General features: G+C 47.0%; 20 protein-coding genes. 9 read left to right on the top strand and 11 right to left on the bottom strand.

All coding sequences use genetic code 11. From position 1 onward, the window contains the following. Positions 1 to 32: 32 nt before the first annotated feature. Together hemA and ACHKAR_RS16650 are read left to right on the top strand one after the other, a co-directional pair. Positions 33 to 1,295: a glutamyl-tRNA reductase gene (gene hemA, locus ACHKAR_RS16655; protein ID WP_395418547.1), complete on the top strand. Its 1,263-nt coding sequence runs from the start codon at positions 33 to 35 to the stop codon at positions 1,293 to 1,295. Positions 1,296 to 1,326: 31 nt separating this feature from the next. Next, complete coding sequence (locus tag ACHKAR_RS16650; protein ID WP_395418546.1) at positions 1,327 to 3,468, top strand: WG repeat-containing protein; 2,142 nt, start codon at positions 1,327 to 1,329, stop codon at positions 3,466 to 3,468. 7 nt (positions 3,469 to 3,475) lie between these two features. On the opposite strand, the gene ACHKAR_RS16645 is transcribed toward ACHKAR_RS16650, so the two are convergent. The 5 genes from ACHKAR_RS16645 to ACHKAR_RS16625 are packed head-to-tail and all read right to left on the bottom strand — an operon-like array spanning position 3,476 to position 10,719. Then, positions 3,476 to 4,729, bottom strand: a complete 1,254-nt coding sequence (locus ACHKAR_RS16645) for a M16 family metallopeptidase (protein WP_395418544.1) — start codon at positions 4,727 to 4,729, stop codon at positions 3,476 to 3,478. Continuing rightward, positions 4,729 to 5,949, bottom strand: a complete 1,221-nt coding sequence (gene porV, locus ACHKAR_RS16640; protein ID WP_159582937.1) for a type IX secretion system outer membrane channel protein PorV — start codon at positions 5,947 to 5,949, stop codon at positions 4,729 to 4,731. Before porV ends, ACHKAR_RS16645 begins: the two co-directional genes overlap by 1 nt. Before the next feature lie 30 nt (positions 5,950 to 5,979). Next, positions 5,980 to 9,354 (bottom strand): type IX secretion system sortase PorU, encoded by a 3,375-nt coding sequence (gene porU, locus ACHKAR_RS16635; protein ID WP_395418542.1) that lies wholly within the window; start codon positions 9,352 to 9,354, stop codon positions 5,980 to 5,982. A gap of 49 nt (positions 9,355 to 9,403) precedes the next feature. After that, the gene (gene pssA / locus ACHKAR_RS16630; RefSeq protein ID WP_395418541.1) at positions 9,404 to 10,081 is read right to left on the bottom strand and encodes a CDP-diacylglycerol--serine O-phosphatidyltransferase; all 678 of its coding nucleotides are present in this window, start codon (positions 10,079 to 10,081) and stop codon (positions 9,404 to 9,406) included. Next, positions 10,078 to 10,719 carry an MBL fold metallo-hydrolase gene (locus ACHKAR_RS16625; RefSeq protein ID WP_395418539.1) on the bottom strand — a complete coding sequence of 214 codons (642 nt, stop codon included), beginning with the start codon at positions 10,717 to 10,719 and terminating at the stop codon, positions 10,078 to 10,080. Before ACHKAR_RS16625 ends, pssA begins: the two co-directional genes overlap by 4 nt. Positions 10,720 to 10,775: 56 nt before the next feature. Between ACHKAR_RS16625 and ACHKAR_RS16620 the strand changes: the two genes are divergently transcribed. The 3 genes from ACHKAR_RS16620 to ACHKAR_RS16610 are packed head-to-tail and all read left to right on the top strand — an operon-like array spanning position 10,776 to position 15,981. Continuing rightward, positions 10,776 to 11,822, top strand: a complete 1,047-nt coding sequence (locus ACHKAR_RS16620; RefSeq protein WP_395418537.1) for an NAD(P)/FAD-dependent oxidoreductase — start codon at positions 10,776 to 10,778, stop codon at positions 11,820 to 11,822. Next, positions 11,819 to 15,100, top strand: coding sequence for a translocation protein TolB (locus ACHKAR_RS16615; protein WP_395418535.1), 3,282 nt, complete (start codon positions 11,819 to 11,821; stop codon positions 15,098 to 15,100). Before ACHKAR_RS16620 ends, ACHKAR_RS16615 begins: the two co-directional genes overlap by 4 nt. 8 nt (positions 15,101 to 15,108) lie before the next feature. Further along, positions 15,109 to 15,981 carry a YicC/YloC family endoribonuclease gene (locus ACHKAR_RS16610; RefSeq protein WP_395418533.1) on the top strand — a complete coding sequence of 291 codons (873 nt, stop codon included), beginning with the start codon at positions 15,109 to 15,111 and terminating at the stop codon, positions 15,979 to 15,981. 81 nt (positions 15,982 to 16,062) lie between these two features. Here the strand turns inward: ACHKAR_RS16610 and ACHKAR_RS16605 are convergent, their stop codons facing one another. Further along, on the bottom strand, positions 16,063 to 16,596 hold the full coding sequence (locus ACHKAR_RS16605; protein WP_395418532.1) for a DUF2911 domain-containing protein: 534 nt from the start codon (positions 16,594 to 16,596) through the stop codon (positions 16,063 to 16,065). A gap of 190 nt (positions 16,597 to 16,786) precedes the next feature. Here ACHKAR_RS16605 and ACHKAR_RS16600 point away from each other — a divergent pair, with 190 nt between their 5' ends. The 4 genes from ACHKAR_RS16600 to ACHKAR_RS16585 are packed head-to-tail and all read left to right on the top strand — an operon-like array spanning position 16,787 to position 18,384. Next, complete coding sequence (locus tag ACHKAR_RS16600) at positions 16,787 to 17,353, top strand: hypothetical protein (protein WP_395418531.1); 567 nt, start codon at positions 16,787 to 16,789, stop codon at positions 17,351 to 17,353. 1 nt (position 17,354) lies between these two features. Continuing rightward, positions 17,355 to 17,681 (top strand): nucleotide pyrophosphohydrolase, encoded by a 327-nt coding sequence (locus tag ACHKAR_RS16595; RefSeq protein ID WP_159583810.1) that lies wholly within the window; start codon positions 17,355 to 17,357, stop codon positions 17,679 to 17,681. Further along, positions 17,681 to 18,088, top strand: a complete 408-nt coding sequence (locus ACHKAR_RS16590) for a DUF2721 domain-containing protein (protein ID WP_395418529.1) — start codon at positions 17,681 to 17,683, stop codon at positions 18,086 to 18,088. Before ACHKAR_RS16595 ends, ACHKAR_RS16590 begins: the two co-directional genes overlap by 1 nt. An 11-nt stretch (positions 18,089 to 18,099) precedes the next feature. Beyond that, the gene (locus ACHKAR_RS16585; protein ID WP_159582955.1) at positions 18,100 to 18,384 is read left to right on the top strand and encodes a YciI family protein; all 285 of its coding nucleotides are present in this window, start codon (positions 18,100 to 18,102) and stop codon (positions 18,382 to 18,384) included. Here the strand turns inward: ACHKAR_RS16585 and ACHKAR_RS16580 are convergent. The 5 genes from ACHKAR_RS16580 to ACHKAR_RS16560 form a co-directional block, all read right to left on the bottom strand. Next, positions 18,377 to 19,084: a 2-phosphosulfolactate phosphatase gene (locus tag ACHKAR_RS16580; RefSeq protein ID WP_395418528.1), complete on the bottom strand. Its 708-nt coding sequence runs from the start codon at positions 19,082 to 19,084 to the stop codon at positions 18,377 to 18,379. The two genes, ACHKAR_RS16585 and ACHKAR_RS16580, sit on opposite strands and share 8 nt — an antisense overlap. Next, on the bottom strand, positions 19,081 to 20,163 hold the full coding sequence (gcvT, locus tag ACHKAR_RS16575; RefSeq protein ID WP_395418527.1) for a glycine cleavage system aminomethyltransferase GcvT: 1,083 nt from the start codon (positions 20,161 to 20,163) through the stop codon (positions 19,081 to 19,083). The genes ACHKAR_RS16580 and gcvT overlap by 4 nt, the downstream gene beginning before the upstream one ends. Positions 20,164 to 20,201: 38 nt before the next feature. Beyond that, the gene (locus ACHKAR_RS16570; protein WP_159582961.1) at positions 20,202 to 21,008 is read right to left on the bottom strand and encodes a hypothetical protein; all 807 of its coding nucleotides are present in this window, start codon (positions 21,006 to 21,008) and stop codon (positions 20,202 to 20,204) included. A gap of 8 nt (positions 21,009 to 21,016) precedes the next feature. Further along, positions 21,017 to 21,796: an exodeoxyribonuclease III gene (locus ACHKAR_RS16565; protein WP_159582963.1), complete on the bottom strand. Its 780-nt coding sequence runs from the start codon at positions 21,794 to 21,796 to the stop codon at positions 21,017 to 21,019. Between the two features lie 83 nt (positions 21,797 to 21,879). Next, positions 21,880 to 22,524, bottom strand: coding sequence for a chloramphenicol acetyltransferase (locus tag ACHKAR_RS16560; RefSeq protein ID WP_221413343.1), 645 nt, complete (start codon positions 22,522 to 22,524; stop codon positions 21,880 to 21,882).

The following is a 22,524-nucleotide window of genomic DNA, read 5'->3' as shown; positions in this document are numbered from 1 at the left end:
TTCACGAAAAAGTAAAGTAGCGTAAAGGATAGATGCAGAGACATTTTAAGGCAGTAGGGATATCTTATAAAAACACTCCGTTGGAGGTGAGAGAGTCCGTGGCTTTTGATGAGCCGCAGACAAGGCGTTTTCTGCTTCAGCTCAAGGAGATGTTGGGTGTGGATGAGGCGTTGGTGCTTTCCACCTGCAATCGAACAGAGATCTACTATTTTGCTTCCGAGAATCTAAACAAAGAGATCAGCGGGTTGGTGGATGTGTTTCATGGTATTTCTACTACCGCACCATCTGCTGGATATTTTAAACCGTTCACTCATAGGGAAGCGGTTCGGCATTTGTTCGAGGTGGCGCTGGGCCTTCAGTCAATGGTACTGGGGGATATCCAGATCACCAATCAGGTAAAGAAAGCTTATCAGTGGGCGGCTGATGAAAACATGGCTGGTCCATTTTTACATCGCCTCCTTCATACCATATTTTATACGAATAAGCGGGTAGTTCAGGAAACTGCCTTTCACGACGGAACAGCTTCTGTGGCTTCTGCTGCCGCCAGCGTGGCTGAGAAGTTTATGGTCAATTATACCGCTCCCAAAGTGGCCATTGTGGGAATGGGAGAAATCGGTCAGAATGTGGCTGAAAACCTCAAAGGGGTGAATGCGGAGATCACGCTCCTGAACCGGACTTTCTCTACAGCAGAGGCTAAGGCTGCTGAGCTGGATTATCTGGCCAGGCCGTTTGAAGAGTTGGACGAGGTGTTAAAAGACGCGCACGTGATCATCAGTGCGGTGCAGGCTCCCAGTCCAATTATCCATGCAGCGCACCTCTCAGAAAACTCTCACCCCAAATTGCTGATAGATCTTTCGGTACCCAGAAGTATTTCCGAGGATGTGGAAACCGTATCGGGTGTACTGCTTTACAACGTGGATCAGCTTCAGGAGCGAGCCTCAGAAGCTCTTGAGAAGCGAAAATCTGCAGTAGCTCTGGTGAGCGCCATTGTCACTGAGAGTATCGCTGAGTTTGATAACTGGTCACAGGAGATGGAAGTATCTCCTACCATCAAGAAATTCAAGCAGGCTCTGGAGGACATCAGAAAGCAAGAGCTGGCCAGATATACGGACAAGGTAGATGAGGCACAGGCCAAGCTTCTCGATAAAGCCACCAAGAACATGATCCAGAAAGTGATCAAGCTTCCTGTCCTACAACTAAAAGCGGCTTGTAAGCGGGGTGAAGCTGATTCTATGGTGGGGCTCCTCAATCACCTTTTCAATCTCGAAAAGGAAGAAACCAAAGATTCCGAGTAGTCATCTAGCTTTACCTTCTCTATATTTGAGCATGCGTAAATCCTACGTTTTTTTGGCTATGTTTTTTTCTGGCTTGGCTGGTTTTGCGGGCGAGTTGCGCATCATCACATCTGGTGGTTTGCAGGGTGTAGCCAATGATCAGGGCCAGGTGGTAGTGCCGGCAATCTATGAGAAGCTGGGCTGGTCCAATGGGCAAAGTGATATCACCAGCGAGTCTATCGGATATTTTGAAAATGGGAAGTGGGGACTCATCAATATTAAGACCACCAAGCTCACCAATGCCAGGTACACCACGCTGGAGCCTTTTAATAATGTGCTTTTCGAAGCAGGGGTGGCCGGAAAATTCACCAATATTATTTTCCGTGGGTTGATTGACAGCAAGTCGCAAGTGCATCTCGATTTCAAGTACTATACCATTGATGATTTGGGAGATCACCGGCTGCTCGTGTCAGAGTACGTCACAGGAGGTGAGTTGCGCTTTGGCGTGTATACAGATCAAAATGAAAGATTGATTGCCCCGGAGTATGCTTCCATAGACCGGGAAGGAAATTACATTTTGGCGAGAAACAAGGCCCGTAAAACAAGAATCTATAACCTGAACGGTCAGGTGGTACTGCCCGTATGGGTGGATGAGGTAAAGCCCACCTCCGAGGGTCTGGTGGTTATCAACGAGGGGTATCAGGGTTTTCTTGATCATCACGGCAAGTTGATCCATGAGCTTACTTACAAGTCGGTTGAGGATTTGGTGAAGTTTCCCCGCTGGGAAGTGAAAAAGCTGAATGGCGCTGAGCAGCGATTTTTTCTCTGTGATTCTTTGAGTTACGATTATGAAACGGACTTACTTATCGCCCATGTGAACAATGCCGAACACATGCTGGGTGCGAGCGAGACACTCTTTCAGGATCAGCAACACGGCCTAAAGTACATCAGCAACGGTTTTTTGGTGACACGCAATAAGTATCTCCAGACCTGGGGGATTTACAAGACAGATGGTCGCGAAGTGGCCATAGGGTTTGATTCAGTCGCTGTGGATGCTGATTATTTTTATGCAAAATCAGGGGCTAGCTGGGATGTGTACAATCTTTTTGGCAGGAAGATCAATGACCGACCTTTTCAGCAGGTGAGGAGCTCTCAGGAGCGCCATGTGCCGGTTAGGAAAAATGATTATTGGGGCTGGGTAGATTTTCAGGGTGAGCAGCTGATTAATTATCACTTTGAGGATGTTATACCCACGACTAATCCGGGCCATTTTATGGCTAAAAACTATGGCAGGTGGGGCGTGAGTGGCTTTGAAGATGAGTGGTTGATCATGCCTCAGTATGATAGTGTCTATGCCTATCAATCGTTCTATTTGGCCGAAAGAGGCTTTGCCACTCATGTGTATAGCCTGGGTGGGAAGTTGTTGTATGAGTTGCCATATACACTGATGCCGGGAGATTTTCTGGCTGTGCAGGACTCTGCCAGTGTGGGAGCTGTGACTGATCAGGGGTACTATATTTATCCCGAGTACGATGAGGTGAGTCGGCATGGTGAGTTTTTTGAATTGAGAAAAGGTACCATCACGGGGCTCATTTCCGGGACGGGGCGGGTGCTTTTAGGCCCAAAAGATAAGGTGGAGGATGTGCTTTCCTATTCAGAAGGGTACTTCCATATCATCAAGGATGGGAAGCACGGTTTTGTGGACGAAAATGGCAAACTCAGGATTGCTAACCGGTATGACTCGGCGCAATATTATCATGAAGGGCTGGCCCCGATAAAATTGCTGGGGAAATGGGGTTTTGTAGATCCGGCAGAGAACTTGGTCATTCAGCCGTTTTACAGATACTCCAGCGTGTTTGATCATGGTCTGGCCGTGATTCAGTCGGGTGAGCATTTCGGAATCATCAATCAGGAAGGGGAAGAAGTGATAGCGCCTGCATGGAAGTACATTGAGCGCCTTGCTACTGGCAATTACAGGATTACAGACTGGGATATGAAAATGGGTCTGGTTGATGCCAATGGTAAATTTATTGTACGTCCCAACTACGGGTCCATAGAAGATACCGATCAGGCACTCATTATCGCTGGCCGATCTGGCAAAAAAGGAGTCCTAGACTACTCAGGGTTTACCAAAGTACCGTTCGACTATCAACAAATACAGATTGTTGGAGATTACTTGTTATTGAGGAAATAACGGTGATTTAGACCACTTTCAAAAAAATCAGATCATCCTCACCAAAATATTGGGTGGCCATTTCGCAAAGATTTTCAGGTTGTACAGTGTCCAGTGTATCCAGGAAATTGTAAAAATATTGTTCGGTAAGCCCGGCCTGTTTCAGGCCTTTGATCATTTCATGTGAGCTAAAAGGGGAATCGAACGAATTAAGAAACTTACCTTTCATGTAATTGACCACCATTTTGAATTCCTCTGCGGTGGGTGTCTCACTTTTCAGTCGGCTGATTTCTTTGAGGATCTCCTGATGAGCCAACTCCGTTTTCTCACGGAGAATCTCCGAGCTGATGGTCCAGTAGGATGCATTTTGTAAATGAACCAGACTGGAGTGAATACCGTAAGTCAGTCCTTTTTTCTCCCGAATATTTTTCATCAGGCGTGAGCCAAAAAAACCTCCAAGCAGCTCATTGGTGATCTTTAGCAAGTGAATGTCGGGGTGAGTCCGGTCAATCATGACCTTGCCCAGGCGGATACTGGCCTGTGTACTGTCCTCACGGGTCACTTCCAAATAACTGGTAGTTTCCAGGGGATGGTTATTCACTGGCTGAGAGGCATGAAAACCCACGTTGCCAAAGAAGCGCTCAATGGCTCCAATCTCCTCGTCGGTAACCAGACCGGAAATGAAAAGCCGTGGAGCCGTGAGGAGTGCATTTTTGAAATGGAGCAAATCCTGATAAGTGACCTTTTCCACCATCTCCACGTCCATCAATAGTCCGTAAGGATGCTCTTTTCCAAAAAGCATTTCCCTAAACTTCAGGTTCGCGAAAGCATTGTTTTTGGCGTGCTGCTGACGCACTTGCTCTATCCTTATTTGCTTGAGGGTATTGAATTCGCCCTCCGGGAATACCGACTCAGTGAGCATCTCCACCAGTAATTCCAATAGTGCAGGAAAGAACTTATTGAGTGTGTAAAGTTTGATTGAGACCCCATCCAGGGTGGGGGTAACTTCCAGGTGACTCCCAAAGAAGTCAAAGGCTTCAGCGATTTGTTCGGATGACTTGCTTTTGGTGCCCTCAGTGAGCATTTTGAAAAGGTAAAATGCCAGGCCAGGTGAAGGTTCTTCCCATCGGCCTACTGGCACAGCTATTTCAAACAGCACCAAAGGCTGCAATCCCTGATTGACAACCGTCAGCGGGATATTACCCAGCATGATTTCTTTAGGCTGCGGCAGGTTGGGTCTGGCTACAGCCGTTGCTTCAGGGGCTACTGATCTGTTTGGCATTAATTCACCGTTGGCTCTTCGTCTTTGGTATCGAAACTAAAGACAAACGAAAGTCTGAGTGTGTTTCCCAGTGGGTGATTGTTTTCCTGAGGCACCAGGTATGAAAAATCGATTCCGAAAACCTGGTATTTAAAGCCAATACCGGCGGTAAAGTATTTTCGATTTCCTTTGTTCTGATGCTCATAGAAATAACCGGTGCGGATCGCAAAAACCTCGCGATAGCGATACTCCAGTCCGGTAGAGATCATGATCTCCTGCATTTCTTCACTGAATCCATTAGGGGCATCTGTAAACGAGCCGAAAGCACCGCTCAGCAGTGGTCGGTTAGGGTCTTCTCCTTTAGCGATTACCGGGTCACCATTATTATCTGTCACCAGATTACCATCCGAATCAACTTCGTAGATGGGTGGAGTGGGAACCAGAAGTTTATTAAAATCCAAAAGGAACGCCACACTGTTGTAGGGATCCATATCAATTTTGAAGGCTGTTCCCAGACGTAGGTTGGTAGGGATAAAGTCTTCATTAGAGTCATTGCTGTAGGTGATTTTTCTGCCGAAATTAGACAGATGCGCACCGAAGGACAACTCCGAATTCATGCCGTTGAAGATGAGTTCTTTGGTGTAGTAAAAACCCAGGTCGATTGCCACACTGGTACCAGCTTTGGCGTCAGGGGCGCCAGTGATGTTTCCAGACAGGTTTGACCAGATGTATCGGGCAGTTACCCCCACACCGATGTTTTCAGAGAGCTTTCGGCTGTAGGTACCATCAAAGGCAGCTTCTCTTGGGTTTTCCAATCCAAGGGGTTCGCCGTTAGAGTCTGTCAATTGGATTTCACCCAAATCGAAATATCTCAGAGAAACGCCGATGGTCTGAATTCTGTCAATCTTCGTGTGAAAGGTCAGGTAATTGAGGGACATGTCGTCCACAATGTTTCCCAACCAGGGAGAGTAGGAAAACGAAAATCCAAGGTCGTCTTCTATGAAAGCGAGTTTGCCATTGTTCCACTGTACACTGTATTCATCTGGTGAGGAAGCCACGCCGGCATCTCCCATGGCTGAAGCACGGCTGTCCGGAGCAAAACTCACGAATGGTACTGCTACGGTAATAGGGTTTCGGGAGCTGTCTTGTCCCGAGATGTAAGCGGAGTTATTTTGAGCCATTACCCCGATCGGAAGTAGCCCGACGAATGTCCAAATGGCCTGTTTAATACGTAAACTCATTCAATGATTTTTTAAGGTTGGCAAAGATAATTAATTAATGATTATTAGGCGTTTGATAACTTCATTGGTAGCATCATCCAGCGTACTGGTCACTTTTAGTCGATACAGGTAAACGCCTTTGTCCAATGGAGCACCCTGATAGTTGGAAGCTCTGATGGTCAGATGATCCACTGCTCTGGGGCTGCTATCCACTTGAAAGTTACTTTCCTGTACCAATTCACCCCGCATATTATACAATGATATTTTCACTTCCAATTCTTCGTCTTCCCGATCATGCTCAAATCTGAAAGTAGTCTCCCCAGCTTGAGACACTGGATTGGGGTAATTAATAGCATTATACAGTCTTATGATTGGTTTTTCGGATACCTTAAACTCAACTGTGGTTTCGGCTGCATTATTGTGCGCGTCAAAAACTTTTAGGGTGGCTGTATACTTGCCGGCTTCCAGGTTTTGAAGCGGAAAAAGGACAGTGCCACTTTTGTAGGTGTCAGTGTGCGCGGTGTAAAACTCATTGAGCACGATTTCATCACCACTGTTGATCCGAAGGGTAATTCCCTGATTGAAGCCATTGTCGGAAATGTTAATCCCTGTTTCGTCTGACAGGTTGGCGATCAGGAGACTGTTGGTGCCCACAGTGCCTCCGGGTGAAAAGGTAGAGTCATTAATGAAGACCTTTATTCTGGGTGGGGTGTTGTCTTCTGACACCTGATCGGCAATGCCACCCAGCACAAAATTTCTGGACGCTCCTGAGGCATCCGTCCGTTCGTTTTCGTTCCAGGCATACATGGTGAGTTTGCCAGGCTGAAATTTGTGTGAGATGTTTTTGGGGAGGATAAACTCCGTATCAAAGCGCCCATCTGTCACAGTGATCTCCCCTCTGAATAGTGAGTTCGTTTGGTCCGAATAGGTAAAGGGATCACTTTCTTGTCCTTTCGTGACTTTTTCCTGTGGGATGTCCCAGAGTGTGACAATGGCCTTACCTGAAAAGCCAGGTACCAGAGCGCCTTGCGAGGTAATTTTCCCGGAGAGGCGATAGACTTCCAATGCACTCAGGGTATCCTGCTCCGCTTCCATCTGGTCAAAGCTGATGTTGTGCTCTGGGTAGTTGAGGGTGAGCATGGGGTCTCCGAGGAGGGAAAAATTTCTATTGATGGGCCCGCTTAGGCTGGCGTTTTTGGTTAGGCGAATGATGTCGCCAAGTCGCGGATGCCTGCCGTCTATTTTCTTAAACAGGTTTTCGTGCAAGGCCTGATTGACAGGAAAATTGGTGTGCGCATATACAGGCCTGGTGGTGGTGAGCAGCGCAATGGCCCCACCATTGGGATTGAGCAATAGCCGCTCAGCCCCCGAAACAAGGATAGGGCTGTCGTACTTCCCAAACTGACAAGTGGCCGTAATAAACAGCGGAAGTTTATGCCGGTTGGTTAGGTTACGAATGACCGAAAGAGTGATGACGTTCTCTTCAGTGAGCTGGCTTTCATTGCCATGCCCCATGTAATTGAGCATAAACACACCGTCTTTTATGGTGTTTTGAAAGGCCTCCTGAGCAGGTGAAGGATTGAGGTCTTTGCTTTGATCATACAGATCCAGATAGAGCTTCCGGGCAGTGTATTCTATGGCGGTGGTGTCTACAATCTGAAAAAATTGCTCGGCCTGGATCATGTGTGCATTGCGATCACCATCGTCAGAGAAATAGGCAATCTGGTCTCTCCATTTTCCAAATACCTGAGTGGCGGTTTTGTACCTGATGATCTTGTCGACTACATCATGGGCTTCTTCGGGGGTTTTTACCGGTAACCTGCCCACGCCAATGTCCATGGTATGGTCTTGATATGGGACTAGGAAGGTGGTAGAAGAGTTTTCTTTTCGCTCACCTTCGTACCAGGTGCCCTCATCTTCTTCCATGAACCCAAAATAGTCGTCTGAAGAGTGACTCAGGATGTTATGGGCCGATTCGTGAGACTCATACACCGGTACAAAATTGGTGTTATTGCTCAGCCGGTCTTTGTAGTCATAGGATGCATCACCAAAGAGAAGGAGGTACTTGATTTTCCCGCTTTTGAGGTAGCAGTACCTCGCATAATCACGGATGGCTGTGAGGTCCTGTCGGCCAGCCGAAAACTCATTGTACACCTGACTGGTGGTGACTACTCCCACAGAGAGGCCACTGTAGGACTGATGGAAAGCAGCTAGTCTGTTGGCCGCATCCAGAAAATCAGGATGGGTGACAATAAGCCCCTCATTGCCCGCCAGACTTTTGATGTTTTGGTTGCCAATGGGATGGAAATAGGTCGGCGAAGGAAAATCGTTCCCATCAAAGGCGACAAAGGTTTGCTGGGCATACTGGTTGGAAAATTGAATTTTGGAGTTGACGATGCTACTGTTCAAGCGGCGCGCATTGAGAGGGTCGGTAATGTCCCATACCTGTGATTGGTTCGTGGCCTGACTGATTTCAAAAGTACGGAGACTGCCCGGAGCCAGTCTGATGATCATTTCCTTGTCATCACCAAGGTTGATTTTTCGCTTGATGGCCATCACAAAAAAGTCCAGGAAGCCAAGAGAAGTATCTACTCCAGAGGCAGGTTGAAAGGTGAGCGTCAGCGTGACTTTATTACCCCAAACCTGTGTCTTCGCATTAATAGCATTGTATTTGATTTTTTCGCCGTATACACCATTCTGAATGGCCTCTATCTGGATATTGCCTAAGACATTGTTATTCACACTGACATCAAAGGAGCAGGGGCCTTCGGAGTTGGCAGCCACGCTTACCCATACTTCCACAGAATCTGCTGATCCCGACAGGGTGTATTCAAAACTTTGCTGGGCATCCTGATTCTTCTTAAATTTTTCACCCAGCCATTGGCGTCCGGATCTAAGCTGGTTCTCTATATCTATTTCATGAGTGATATAATCGTAATAGGAAGTGGTAACGCTTCCGGTGGGGGCAGGGATTTCTGCAGTAGAGATGCGCTTGCCGGGCTCTCCCCCAGTGGTCATGAAGTAATAAAGTGTATCGCTGTAAAGGTTGTTTTCATACACAGGAGCGCCGGTACTATCCAGCATGAGCTTGTCAGGTCCTTCGCTGTAAAAAAGAAAATAATCCTGATCGTCCAGGCGGCCATCCTGATCGCCCACTCCCCAAATGGCAAATTGCTGGGGGTCTGAAAACCTTTCCACACTATTGGCTTGAGGGAGCATTCCACCATGCCGAGTTCCATATATTTTTAAGGTGCGGGGGTCAAATCCGGCATTGATCCCCACCTCCTTCATGAGGAAATTCTTGTCGAGTTTGTAGATGCCTTCTTTGGTCAGGCCCATTTTGTACCATTGGCCATTCGATAGTACACTTTGGCCCATAGAACAGGTGGCGATACTCAGTGTAAGGAAGGTGATTAACAGGCGCATCTATCTACCAACGTGCATTAAATGGATAAAATTATATTTCGACATGGGATTAAACGCTTGAACGGGTGCTTAAATTCCCAACAATAGAAATGATCAGGTACACAGGGATGATCAGGGGAAGGGCAGCATCCTGCAGCGCGGCCAGCAGACCTATGACCACCATCATCAGGAGGTATTTCCACTTGTTGGCAGCCCAACTCACCCCTTTAAATTTAAGTGCAATGAGTGGCAAATTGGCCACCAGCAACAAACTGGAAACAACGGTGAAGATCAGTAACCCTAAGATAGATAGCTGAAAAGCGGCCGGTAAGAAGGTGAGCGAGGTGATTAGTACGGTATTGGCGGGAGTCGGGAGCCCTATGAAGTGATCGGTTTGTCGGTCATCAATATTGAAACGAGCCAGGCGAATGGCAGAAAACACAACAATCAGAAGACCCGAAAAAGCCAGGTACTCATTGGTGGGTTCCTGATCTCTGATGAGCATGACCATGTACAGGGCTGGCAGCAATCCGAACGAAATCATGTCTGCCAGAGAATCCAACTCCTTACCTATGGCCGATTGTACACCCAAAATCCGTGCGGCAAACCCATCCATGAAATCAAAAAGCCCGGACACAATGACAAAGTAGATGGCCAAATGAAAGTCACCCTGGAGGATGGTGATACATCCGAGCGCTCCTGTGACCAGGTTAAGACAGGTGATAAAATTTGGAATGTGCTTCTTCATGCGCCTTTGATGAACGGATTGTTTGCCTTTTCATAGCCCACGGTGGTAGAAGGGCCATGCCCCGGGAAAACCTCTGTTTCCTCGGGAAGGGTGTAGACCTTTGTTTGAATGTTTTCCAAGAGCTGCGCATGATTCCCTCCGGGGAGGTCAGTTCGGCCTATGCTTTCGCGAAAGAGTACATCACCACCTATCAATTTCTTCTCACCGGAGTGATAAAACACCAAATGCCCAGGCGAATGTCCTGGTACGGAGATGCATTCCAGAGTAGTCTCTCCAAACTCTATATGATCCTTTTCCTTCAGAAGCCGATCAGGTTCCGATTCACTGTACTGATGAATCCCCCACTGTGGAGCGTAAGCTTTCACCGCTCTGAAAATTTCCAATTCACCCTCAGGTAGCCAAAGGGGGCATCCAAATGTCAGTTTCATGTCGTAGTTTCCCAACACATGATCGATATGGCAGTGGGTGTTTACGATGGCTTTGATCAGGATGCCCGTTTTTTTTATGAAATCAGTTAATTCTTCTTTTTCGTGGGACTCATAGCAGCCAGGATCTATGATCACACCCTCCATGCGATCATCCCAGAGTACGTAGGTGTTTTCGTAGAACGGATTAAATACAAATGATTTAATTTTCATTTATTCAGATTCAATGGTTCAGTATGATGCAAATTTGTGAAAAATAAGTTTAGGCCGTGGAGAAAGTCGATTATTTGATTGTAGGGCAGGGGATAGCAGGGAGTTTGCTTGCTTATGAGCTGGAGCAGGCGGGCCGGCGGGTGCTTGTGCTGAATGAAGAAAAGGATAACACCTCATCCAACAAGGCTGCGGGGATTTATAACCCTATCACAGGCCGAAAGTTGGTGAAAACATGGCTGGCCGATGAGTTGTTTCCGGGGCTGGAAGGATACTATCTCGGCTTGGAGCAAACACTGGGTGCACACTTTATTTACCCCATGCCCATTTACAGGCCTTTTTTCAACTTTGAAGAGCAAAACGACTGGTCAGTGAAAGCTTCAGAGGCGGAGTATGCTCCTTTTGTAAAAGAATTGCGGGCAAAATCCATGCAGCTTCCGGGTGTGATCGATCCGGTGGGAGGATTGGTATTGGCTTTGTGTGGGTATGTCAATCTGCCGGTCATGCTTCGTCACCTCAAAAAGTATTTTCTGGATAAGGGAGCCTACCGTGCCGAAGTGTTTCAGTACGATCAGATGACAATAAACGAGCGGGAGGTGACGTATAAAGATATCGTGGCGGAGAAGGTGATTTTTTGTGAAGGGCCCATGGCAGTAAACAATCCTTACTGGGGATGGTTGCCATTTAAGTTGGTCAAAGGGGAGATTCTCGAAATAGACAGCCCACTGCCTACAGATTTGATCCTGAACAGAGGCGTGTTTGTCCTTCCGAAAAACGGTCACTTCAGTGTGGGGTCTACTTACGATCACGCTCAACTGGACTATGAACCATCTGAAAGCGGAATCAAAAACCTGAAAGATCGGTTAGGTAAATTGTATCAGGGGGAATATGCGGTTGTTTCAGAATCGGCGGGAGTTCGCCCCGCCACATTTGACCGAAGGCCGCTGATCGGTTTTCATCAGGACCTGCCCCGGATTGGCATATTTAATGGGTTCGGAACAAAAGGCGTTTCATTAGTTCCATATTTTGCCCGTCAATTGGTAAATTACCTGAACGGGGATGGTGTAATTATTCCGGAAGTGAATGTAAGCAGAGCGATTAAATGAAAGGGTTCTTATTGACAATTGTGATGGTGATGTTAGCGACGGTTTCGGCTGTGGCTCAATACTATCATACCCCATTCGGGCATAACCGGATCCAGTACAAGCGATTCGACTGGTACTACTACTCCACCAATAACTTTGAAGTGTACTACTACCCCGGAGGTCAGGAGTATGCCAATGAAGCCCTGAGTTTTCTGGAGAAGGAATTTGTGGAGCTCACAGATATTCTCGGCTATGCACCTTATACCAAGACTAAAATCTTCATTTACAATTCCATTCAGGACCTTCAGCAGAGCAATATTGGCATAGGTGGGGATGTTTTTACTATTGGGGGTAAGACCGATTTTGTGAAACTTCAGGTGGAGCTGGCCTATCCGGGTCAGGCCTATGAGTTTAAGCATGAAATGATTCATAAACTCTCCCAAATCCTGATCAATGACATGATGTTTGGGGGTAGTCTGGCGGAGATCTTTCAAAACTCTTACCTGCTTTCTCTCCCGGAGTGGTTCATTGGTGGTGCGGCCCGCTACCTAAGCTACGGATGGTCTCAGGAGATGGACGATTATGTAAGAGATTATCTGGATCGGAAGAAGATCAAAAAACTGGTGAAAATACAGAACGAAGAAGCTGAAATCATCGGTCAGTCCATCTGGAACTATATTGCCATCAAGTACGGGAAGAGTAATATTTCCAATATTCTCAACCTCACCCGTATCATCCGCAACGAGGAAAACAGTATCTCCAGTACCCTGGGGATCTCTTTTAAGGATTTTCTGGGTGACTGGCAAAACTACTACATGCTCCAGCGGGAGGAGATCGAAGAGAATTATCGTGGGCCAAAGCAGGAAGACATCATCGCCGGGTTCAAGAACAAAGACATCACCCTCTCGCATGTGAAGATGAATGCCGATGGCGATAAGGTGGCCTATGCTTACCATAAGAATGGTCGGTACGAAGTGAATGTGTATAACCTCACTTCAGGAAGGGAATCCACGGTGGTGAGAGGAGGCTACCTGATCAACGATCAGGATATTGATTACCACCTGCCGCTGATCGATTGGCAAGACAATCAAACATTGGGGGTGCTTCTTTATAAGCGAGGATATTTGTACCTGAATACCTATGATGTCATCAATGGAGATAAATTTCAGAAGCCCCTCAATCGATTCAGGCAGGTAGAGAGTTTTTCTTTCAATGACAATGGAAAGCTGGCCATTATCAGTGGGGATGTGGATGGTCAGAACGATCTGTTTTTGATCAGTATGCGGCGCAACGCACTCAAGCGCATTACCACAGACCTTTATGATGACCTTGATCCGGTGTTTATACCAGGTACCTCCACCATTGTGTTCAGCTCCAACAGAGAGACTGATTCTGTAAAAGTTTCCAGCGCAAAATCAACACTGGAGGCAGTGGGCAATAATTACAACCTGTTTGTCTACAACCTGGATACTACCACTACCAGTTTTGTCCGCCTCACTAACACCTATAGTGTGGATCGCAAACCTATTGCCAAAAATCAGAATGAGATCTTTTACCTCAGTGATCAGAAGGGGATTACTAATTTGTACAAATACAGTCTGAGGGATTCTACTTTCGTGCAGGTTTCTGACTTTCACTACAGCATCATCGACTATGATTTGGCTTTCAATAATCCCGATAAGCTTAGTTTCATGATGCTGGATGAGGGCAGACCAAAGGTCTTTGTGGAGTCTCCCTATGACCTCAATAGAAGGATTTTCACCCCACAGACAGGGCGTCAACGTTTGCAGCAGGCACGGTTTATTGCTGCCCGGTTACCTCAAAGAAAGAAACCAGAGCCCGAGCCCATTCCCGAACCTGAAATCGAACCGACGGATATTGATTCATTGGTCTTACCGGATTCATTCTTTTTTGAGGAAGAGCCAGAGAAGGATGAGGTGGTGTTGGACAAACCAAAGGATGATGGCCTGATTGATACCGATAATTATGTGTTTGAGGAGGATGTGAAGGCAGCATTCCGACCAGAATCATTCTTTTCCAGCTACAGAAAACTGGAGCGGGAGTCCAGAGTGATAGGCCCCCAACCTTATGATCCCAGGTTTAGTTTCAACAACCTGATTACCTCCTTCGCCATAGACCCGATAAGAGGGTTTAGCATTCTGCTGGAGACAGAAATCAATGACCTTCTGGAAAACCACCGACTCAACGGGGGCGTGCTGACCAATACCGACCTGAGGAGTGCCAATATCTACGGGGAGTACCAGTACCTGAAATACTGGATGGATTTTAAAGTGCGATTTGACAGGAACACTTATATCATCGATCCGAATGTGAGTTTTCTGCGGGGCACTCAGGAAGGAGACCTTATCCAGAAGTACACCCTCAATCAGGTGGAAGTAGGCGCATCGCTACCTCTCACCAACACTTTTCGGTTTGAGGTATTCCCATTTTATGCCAATACGCGTTTTTCAAATCTTCAATGGGAAGCTGTGATCCAGAATAATACCGCAACAGTATTGGCACCTAATAGTATGGTTCATTATGGAGGCGCTCGGGCAGCGCTGGTCGTAGATAATACCATCGAGAAAGGGTTTAACATTTATCAGGGTACCCGTGGGTTGATTGAGTTTGAAAACTACCTGGGATTGAACGGTATGGACAAAAGTTTTAGCCGACTCAATGTGGACCTTCGACACTATCAGAAGATTCATCGTGAATTTACGTTAGCGGGTCGCCTGTTCTACGGTCGGTCTATGGGAGCCAACCAGCAGAATTACCTGATCGGAGGGATGCAAAACTGGTTGTTCAATAGCTACGAAGATCAGGGTGTAAACGATCCGCTGGCCATGTCCAATGCCAGGGATAACTCCAATATCCTGTTTTCAAAATTTGTGACTAACCTCAGGGGGTTTGATTACAATGAGCTCTATGGAACCAACGCATTGGTTTTCAATGCGGAGCTGCGCTTACCAGTCTTTCGTTATTTTTCCAATGCCCCTATTTCATCAGCTTTTTTGAGGAATTTTCAGCTCATTGGATTTTATGACCTTGGCACGGCCTGGACAGGCAAGCCACCTTTTACACAGGAGGGGAGTGCTTTCACCAAGAAATATGTCGTAGAGGGGTCAGCATTTAGTGCGGAGCTGGCCAATTTTCAGAATCCATGGCTGGCCAGCTATGGTTTTGGCTTGCGAACGGTGCTTCTGGGGTACTATTTGAAGGTGGATGTGGCCCATCCTATTCGGGACTTTGCAATAGGAGATACCAGAATTCACCTTACTCTCGGATTAGATTTCTAAATTAGCGCATGCTTTATTCAATGACTGGTTTTGGATCTGCCGAGGCAGAGTCCAAAATGTACCGTGTAAAAGTGGAGATCAAAACCTTAAATAGTAAGTTTTTGGATCTGGCACCGAAACTTCCAAGGGAGCTTGCGGACAAAGAACTGGAGATTAAAAACCTCATGACTCAGCACCTGAAGCGTGGAAAGGTAAATCTCACGATAGAGTTGATTCCGGTGAATCTGGAAGAACCTGCCGTACATATCAATCAACAATTATTCAAAAGTTACTACCGTCAGTACGAGCAACTGGCTGCGGAAGTGGGTGCCAACCCCAAGGATTTGTTTCGGCTGGCGCTGCACTCTCCTGATGTGATCGTACCGGATGGGGGTAATAATGAAGTGGACTGGGAAATGGTACAGGGCGCGCTGATGGAAGCACTGGAGAAATGCAATCAGTTTCGTGCAGCAGAGGGGAAAAGCCTTCAGGAGAAGCTATCCAGCTATTTGGATGGTATAGCAAATGGCCTGGCAGAGGTGACCGAGCATGACCCACAGCGAATCAGCCAGATCCGTGAGCGCATCACCTCCAGCATCGAAGATATCAAAGAGAAAACACAGGTAGATCAGAATCGATTTGAGCAGGAACTCATCTATTATATTGAAAAACTGGACATCACTGAAGAGAAGGTGCGTCTGGGCAGTCACCTGGAGTACTTCAGGGAAGTGATGGAGTCAGGGGATTCTCAGGGTAAAAAACTAGGATTTATTTCTCAGGAGATCGGACGCGAGATTAATACCATTGGTGCTAAGGCCAACGATGCGGTGATCCAGCGCGCAGTGGTTCAGATGAAGGATGAGCTGGAGAAAATCAAGGAACAAAGCATGAATATTATTTAATCGGGTTCAGGCCTGACCATAAACAAACAAGCGCGACAGGATATGATCCTGTCGCGCTTGTTTTTTGTAATGTTATCTGATTTAATCGATATCAAATCGGGCGGAAAGGTTGGCCCAGTCCATATTCACCACGCCATCCTCTGACAGGCCTATGATAAATTGCTCGCTGAATTTGGCAGACTTCAGAGGGGTTGCTTTCACACGAAGCACATCCTTGCTTTTGTCGTAGTTGTAGTGTCCCCACTGATCCCAGGTACTATTGAAAATCACTACCCATTCATCCTCTCCGGGGATGGTAAACATTGAATATTTTCCTTTTGGCAAAGTCTTGTCGCCAATTTTTACATCAGCAGAGACTTCAATCCAGGTGGCTTCATTGGCACCGGTCCGCCATACTTTGCCATAAGGTACCAAATCGCCCCAGATGGTTCGCCCTTTGACTGAAGGCTGGCTGTAATCTATAGTGACCGTAGTTCCGTTCACGGTGTTGGTCACCTGAGCAGGAGGACTAGGCCGTTTGCTTTTGTCTTTGTCCTGAGCCATCAGGCCAGATGATGTGAACCAGATAAAGGCCATGGCCAGGAGTACGTTTGAAAAGGTTTTGAATTGTTTCATAAGGGTTTGTTTTTTAGATAAACACGTGTAAAACTGGCAATGGTTTTCAGTTGATCACAAAAAAGCTTTGTATTGCGGGACAATGTCGGTAGCATAGCATTTGTAGTGGAGGCTTTTGAATATGTTGAAATGGAGGAAACTGCAATGAAAAAAAGGAAATAGTTATATTGTAAGAAAAATGATCAACTGTATGAAAAAGCTCATTTACCTAACCATAGTAGCCTCCGTGCTGGTGGCCTGTGATACGATCAGCAAGGAGAAAAGGCCGTTGGTGGCCTCCGTTAACAAAAAGGTAGGCGATATAGATGCTAATCACAGAGTGCGAATAATAGAAGATGATTTTCACTCCGGTGACTCCATCTACAAAATCCGGGGTTACTTTATGGATGAAAGTTTGCTCAAACTTGTTGGTATTCTTCATACTTCTCATGTAGACAGGGACGATTATTTTTACTTTGAAAACAATACTCCCATTTTCAGTGGACATCTGGTGGTGGAAAAAGATGGGCAAATGGCCTATGAATATAAGTACTACTATGGCCCTGACGGCAATGTAGAAGAGGCGCTTTTCTGGGAAGACCATTACGAGGTAGGGAAACGTTTCCCTCACGAACACTTTGAGGAGTTTGGTCCAGATTTAGATTCTCTCAAGGATTCTGAAGAGAGTAGACTATATTTTTTCCTCAGCAACCTGGATATGGCAGGCTTCGAAATCAAACACCTCAATGAAAACCTGGATGCCAATGTCCGAAGGTGAGATCACGATCCGGGAGGCACAGGAAAAGGTAGATCAGTGGATAAAAACCACCGGGGTACGGTATTTTGGTGAGCTGACGAATATGACCATCCTGACTGAGGAAGTGGGTGAGTTGGCACGTCTCATGGCTCGTACCTATGGAGAGCAATCTTTTAAAGAATCGGATAAAGGTCGAGACCTGGGTGATGAAATGGCCGATGTGCTCTGGGTGTTGATTTGCATGGCGAACCAAACGGGCGTGGATCTGACAGAGGCTCTTCAAAAAAACTTTCAAAAGAAGAATGTAAGGGATGCCACCAGGCATCAGGAAAATGAGAAATTGAAATAATGGAAGTAACACTGACCACACCTGCTTTATTGTTTCCGGCTATTTCCCTCTTACTTTTGGCATACACCAATCGATTTCTGGCCATAGCAAGTATCATTAGGCAGTTACACACCAAATACCTCAACAACCCTGAGAGTGTACTGAAAGGGCAGATTCAAAACCTTCGCCTCCGCCTGTTTCTCATCCGAACCATGCAGTTTTTTGGAGTAGGTAGTTTGTTTTTGTGCGTACTGGCCATGTTTTTCATCTACCTCAAAGTGGGAGAGTGGGGCAGTGTTATTTTTGGTATTAGCCTGGTCTGTTTGTTGCTTTCTCTCTTTATATCTTTACGTGAAATCCAGCTTTCCACCCGGGCACTCGAAATAGAGCTGAGTGATATGGAGCTAGGTACAAAGCCCAAGTTTTAAATTTTCGAATTATGACCTATCTGGTAATCGGCCGTGACCACAAAGACGGCTTTGAGAGAAGACAACAAAATCGTGCCGCCCATCTGGAAGGTGCCAAAAAGCTGAAAGAGGAGGGAAAACTACTCTACGCTGTGGCGATCCTGGAAAACGGCAAGATGGCAGGCTCCGTGATGGTGATGAACTTTGATTCTGAAGCTGAGTTGAACGACTGGAAGGCCAATGAACCTTACCTGACGGGAAACGTCTGGGGGTCTGTAGAGATCACCGAAGGTGCCGTGGCACCGCTTTTCAGCTGATCACTTTCAGGCAGCCATTGTTATAAGTCGGGATGGCCGTGTACAGGCTTTGGTCCATACAAAATTCAATATCTTTTTCCACGCCAAACCCTGAGAGCCTCTGAGCATGAGAAGAAGCTCTTGCGATCTTCAGCAGATCAGATTGATTGGCTTCATAAAGCTCAAACGCCAACAGGGCGGCATCACCAGAGAGGGTATGACTATCTGCAAGGGCGCTGGCCAGGGCGCCGGCAAACAGGGTGTCTTCTATGTTCACAGTGCCTTTCCATCCGGCACAGTGCACCACCACATCTTTTCGTTGGGTGGTTATGTAATCCACGAGTGCCTGCAGGTTTAAGAACGCACCTATCAGGATCTCATCCGCATCCGTGGATGCCAGGATGGTTTTGGTGCCATTGGTGGTGCTCACAGCGATAGACTGCCCCTTGAACTCCTCCTGCATATACTCGAACGGCGAATTCCCAATGGTAAAGCCGTCCACTTTGATGCCCCCGCGCTCCCCGGCAGTCACCATACCCTGCTGGCCGAGGGCCAGACATTCTTCCACGCTGGCTACTGGGTGAATAGATTTCACCCCGTGAGCCATGCCCGTGACCATACATGAGGTGGCCCTGAAGATATCCACCACCACAGCGATTTTTCCCTGAAGCGTATATTGGTGGATGAGTTCAGGCGTAAGACAGACTTCTATGACATTCATTTGATAAATGGAGGTTTGGTGACTCGGGCTTCGAGTTGCTTGTTTCTGATGGCAATGAAGATTTTGCTGTCCGGCTGATGATAACCTGTATTGACATAACCAAGGCCGATGCCCTTATTGAGCAGTGGTGACATGGTACCAGAGGTTACAATGCCAATAGCAACCCCATTTTCATCCACTATTTCATAGTCGTGCCTTGGAATGCCTTTGTCCACCATTTCAAATCCGACTAATCTTTTGGTGACGCCTTCCTCCTTCTGTTTTTTCAGAGCTTCAGCATTCACAAAGTCTTTGGTGAACTTGGTGATCCAGCCAAGTCCCGCTTCGAGCGGGGAGGTCTCATCCGTAATGTCATTCCCGTAAAGACAAAATCCCATTTCCATTCTGAGGGTATCACGGGCACCCAGACCGATGGGAGCTATATCAAACTCTTTTCCGGCTTCAAAAATGGCTTCCCACACTTCCAGGGCATCTTGCTTGTCTACGTATAGTTCAAACCCTCCCGCCCCTGTATAGCCTGTGCCTGAAATGATCATCTCTTTTCCCGCCAGTACTCCGGTGGTGAAGTGATAAAATTTAATGGCTGACAGATCCACCTCTGTTAGTCGCTGAAGTACCTCAGCAGCTTTTGGACCCTGCACAGCAAAAAGCGCTGTATCAGCCGAAATATTTTCCATTTGGGCATCAAAGTCATTGTGAGACTTGATCCAGTTCCAGTCTTTTTCGATGTTGGAAGCATTGACTACCAGCATGTACTCTTCCGGCCCAAACCGATAGACAATCAGGTCGTCCACAATGCCACCTTTGTCGTTGGGCAGGCAGGAGTATTGGGCCTGGCCATCCACTATTTTGGAAGCATCATTGGAAGTAACCTTTTGGATCAAATCTAGTGCCTGGGGGCCGGTGATCATAAATTCACCCATGTGAGAGACGTCAAATACCCCGACGGATTCGCGTACTTTCATGTGCTCCTCTTTGTCTGAGCTGTATCGCACCGGCATTTCAAATCCTGCAAAAGGGACCATTTTGCCGCCAAGGGAAACGTGTAATTCGTGTAGGGGAATTTTTTGTGTTGTCATGGGGAATGTTTGTTTGGGCGCAAAAATAGGAAAAACTCCTAAAGTCCCACGAAGATCATTTCATCCGTCATGTTTTCCGGACTAATGACCAGTGTGGAGCCCGAATGCGAGATATGGATGGCATCCGGGTCCAGCAGACCCTGCATGTACCGATTGCCATATTTTTCCGAGCTGGTGGTGGGTGCCAGCTCTTCCCGATAGCAGAAAGAGCGAGTGATGATGCCGAGTGAGCCGGAAAGCAGCCGGTAGATATAGACGCAATCATTCACCCCATTGTAGATTTCTGCAAAGTACCGGTCATCCGGGTTCACAGGGTTCACCTGGCTGGTCGTGAACACGAGGTAGAGGAAGTTCTCTTCACAGGTGGGAGAAAGGATCCCTTCCGGAGTACGGAAGCCCAAAAATCGCCAATAAGTTATCGTCAGGGGGCGATCATCAGGCTGCTTAGCGTTTACGACGCAGTGGCTGATCTTCTCTGCATTGAAGATGTCAATAAACTGTGTGGGCACTCCATTGATGCTGGGGTCAGATGGACATGATGCCTTGATGTCTCCGGAGACATAATAATGGGAGAGGGATTCCGCACCCAGAAAATTCTTATGACCGGGATGAAAAATCAGGAGCGATAACTGGTCGTTGGCATCAAGCCATTCCAGGTAAAAAAAGGTGGTGTCCGGATTGATGACTCGCTTGAGCACCATGTGCTCGTTGTCCAGTACCTGGGCCGAAGTTCTTTTCGGGTCGAAAAAGTTCCTTTCACAATTGGCCATGCTGTTCTGATCACTATCATAGCAAGCAGTCAGAATACTCAGGCAAACGAGTAAAAGGAAGATTTTTCCAATCATCTCATAATTTAACCATTCGATAGCTTAATCCCTACCGGACAATGGTCTGATCCGAACCGGTCATTGTAGATGTGAGCGGACTGGAGTGCGGGCCCGAGCTCTTTACTCACCAGGAAATAGTCAATACGCCAGCCCACATTTCGCTCACGGGCTTTGAACTTATAATTCCACCAGGAATATTTGATCTCCTCCGGATGAAAATGGCGAAAGGTGTCAATAAATCCCGCATTGATGAGGTTGTCCATTCCATCGATCTCAGTCTGGGTGTAGCCTGAGGTTTTATTGTAATTGGCCTTAGCCCGGGCTATGTCCAGCTCGGTATGGGCTACGTTCAGGTCGCCGCATACGATTACCGGCTTTTTCTCATTGAGCGCCTCCAGGTGTTCGCGGAAGACCTTATCCCATTCAGCTCGAAAATCAAGACGCTTCATGCCTTCACCAGAGTTCGGGGTGTATACGGTAACCAGAAAGAATTTATCAAATTCAGCCGTAATGACCCTGCCTTCCTGATCGTACTCTTCTATTCCCAGGTCATAGGTTACTTCCAGTGGCTCCTCCTTGGTGAGAATGGCTGTGCCAGAGTATCCTTTTCTCGCTTTGGAGGAGTTGAGGTATGACTTGTACTGTGGCAGCAGCTCCAGGGCAGTCCTGGCATCTTCTGGCTGGGCCTTGGTCTCTTGCAGGCACAGGATATCAGGGTCCATTTCTTTAATGTCTTTAAGAAAATCCTTTTTGATGATCGCTCGGATGCCGTTTACATTCCATGATACCAGGTGTAACTCTGCCATAGGTTTTTTATGCTTTTGTTATTGCCTCGAAGTTAATACCCCCAGCCAAAATGAACCCGATAAAGGTTGAATATCCTTGTGCGCTAGTCGAGAAGAAATTGTTGGAATAATTCCAGAAACTGCCCTACGTGATAGCCATCCATCATGCCATGGTGTACGTGGAGTGACACAGGAAGCTTCTTGTTTCCGTTTTCTTCCTGAAACTTCCCAAAAGTAAACTTCGGGATGCTGTCTTCAAATTTGAAGGCGCGGGCGTGTGAGATGGCCGTGAACGGAAACCAGGGGATAGATGAGTAATGAATCACATCGGCTCTGTTGGTGCTCTCGCTCATTCTCAACCCGGTGGAGTTCATGGCATCATCAAATTCCAGTCGGGCTGCTTGCACAAATTCCTCAAAAGTATCTGTGTATGGCACAAAGGTAAATGCGAAGGTTTTGTCTTCTCGCAGTAGTGTGGTGGAGGCATGTATTCTTTCATACAACCAGACTTCTTCGCTTTCCATTCTGTATCGGAAAGAGGTGCTTTCATTGATGGCCCTCAGGGATTGGTAGAGGTAATAGAGGTAGAAAGAGAATCCTTCGTTTTTGGACCGATGGTAGGCTTTGGTGCAGTCCACGTGAGTAGTGATCCCAAAGAAGGGCTCGTCAAATTCCTTAAAGAAATGGAAGTGCTCGCTTCTATTCCATGAGGTCAGGTCTACTCTTGTTTTTTTGCTCTTTACCGACAA

The sequence above is a fragment of the Marinoscillum luteum genome, from assembly GCF_044005705.1.
Lineage (GTDB): Bacteria > Bacteroidota > Bacteroidia > Cytophagales > Cyclobacteriaceae > Marinoscillum > Marinoscillum luteum.
The sequence above is the reverse complement of the archived record's forward strand: the minus strand, read 5'-3'. Positions and strand labels throughout refer to the sequence as shown.

Excerpts from the sequence above, each read along its gene's own strand:
- ACHKAR_RS16610 (WP_395418533.1), top strand. The coding sequence starts at position 15,109 with ATGCTTTATTCAATGACTGGTTTTGGATCTGCCGAGGCAGAGTCCAAA.
- ACHKAR_RS16590 (WP_395418529.1), top strand. The coding sequence starts at position 17,681 with ATGGAAGTAACACTGACCACACCTGCTTTATTGTTTCCGGCTATTTCC.
- ACHKAR_RS16650 (WP_395418546.1), top strand. The coding sequence starts at position 1,327 with ATGCGTAAATCCTACGTTTTTTTGGCTATGTTTTTTTCTGGCTTGGCT.
- pssA (WP_395418541.1), bottom strand. The coding sequence starts at position 10,081 with ATGAAGAAGCACATTCCAAATTTTATCACCTGTCTTAACCTGGTCACA.
- ACHKAR_RS16565 (WP_159582963.1), bottom strand. The coding sequence starts at position 21,796 with ATGGCAGAGTTACACCTGGTATCATGGAATGTAAACGGCATCCGAGCG.
- porU (WP_395418542.1), bottom strand. The coding sequence starts at position 9,354 with ATGCGCCTGTTAATCACCTTCCTTACACTGAGTATCGCCACCTGTTCT.
- ACHKAR_RS16645 (WP_395418544.1), bottom strand. The coding sequence starts at position 4,729 with ATGCCAAACAGATCAGTAGCCCCTGAAGCAACGGCTGTAGCCAGACCC.
- ACHKAR_RS16600 (WP_395418531.1), top strand. The coding sequence starts at position 16,787 with ATGAAAAAGCTCATTTACCTAACCATAGTAGCCTCCGTGCTGGTGGCC.
- ACHKAR_RS16625 (WP_395418539.1), bottom strand. The coding sequence starts at position 10,719 with ATGAAAATTAAATCATTTGTATTTAATCCGTTCTACGAAAACACCTAC.
- ACHKAR_RS16615 (WP_395418535.1), top strand. The coding sequence starts at position 11,819 with ATGAAAGGGTTCTTATTGACAATTGTGATGGTGATGTTAGCGACGGTT.
- hemA (WP_395418547.1), top strand. The coding sequence starts at position 33 with ATGCAGAGACATTTTAAGGCAGTAGGGATATCTTATAAAAACACTCCG.
- porV (WP_159582937.1), bottom strand. The coding sequence starts at position 5,949 with ATGAGTTTACGTATTAAACAGGCCATTTGGACATTCGTCGGGCTACTT.
- ACHKAR_RS16580 (WP_395418528.1), bottom strand. The coding sequence starts at position 19,084 with ATGAATGTCATAGAAGTCTGTCTTACGCCTGAACTCATCCACCAATAT.
- ACHKAR_RS16585 (WP_159582955.1), top strand. The coding sequence starts at position 18,100 with ATGACCTATCTGGTAATCGGCCGTGACCACAAAGACGGCTTTGAGAGA.
- gcvT (WP_395418527.1), bottom strand. The coding sequence starts at position 20,163 with ATGACAACACAAAAAATTCCCCTACACGAATTACACGTTTCCCTTGGC.
- ACHKAR_RS16570 (WP_159582961.1), bottom strand. The coding sequence starts at position 21,008 with ATGATTGGAAAAATCTTCCTTTTACTCGTTTGCCTGAGTATTCTGACT.
- ACHKAR_RS16605 (WP_395418532.1), bottom strand. The coding sequence starts at position 16,596 with ATGAAACAATTCAAAACCTTTTCAAACGTACTCCTGGCCATGGCCTTT.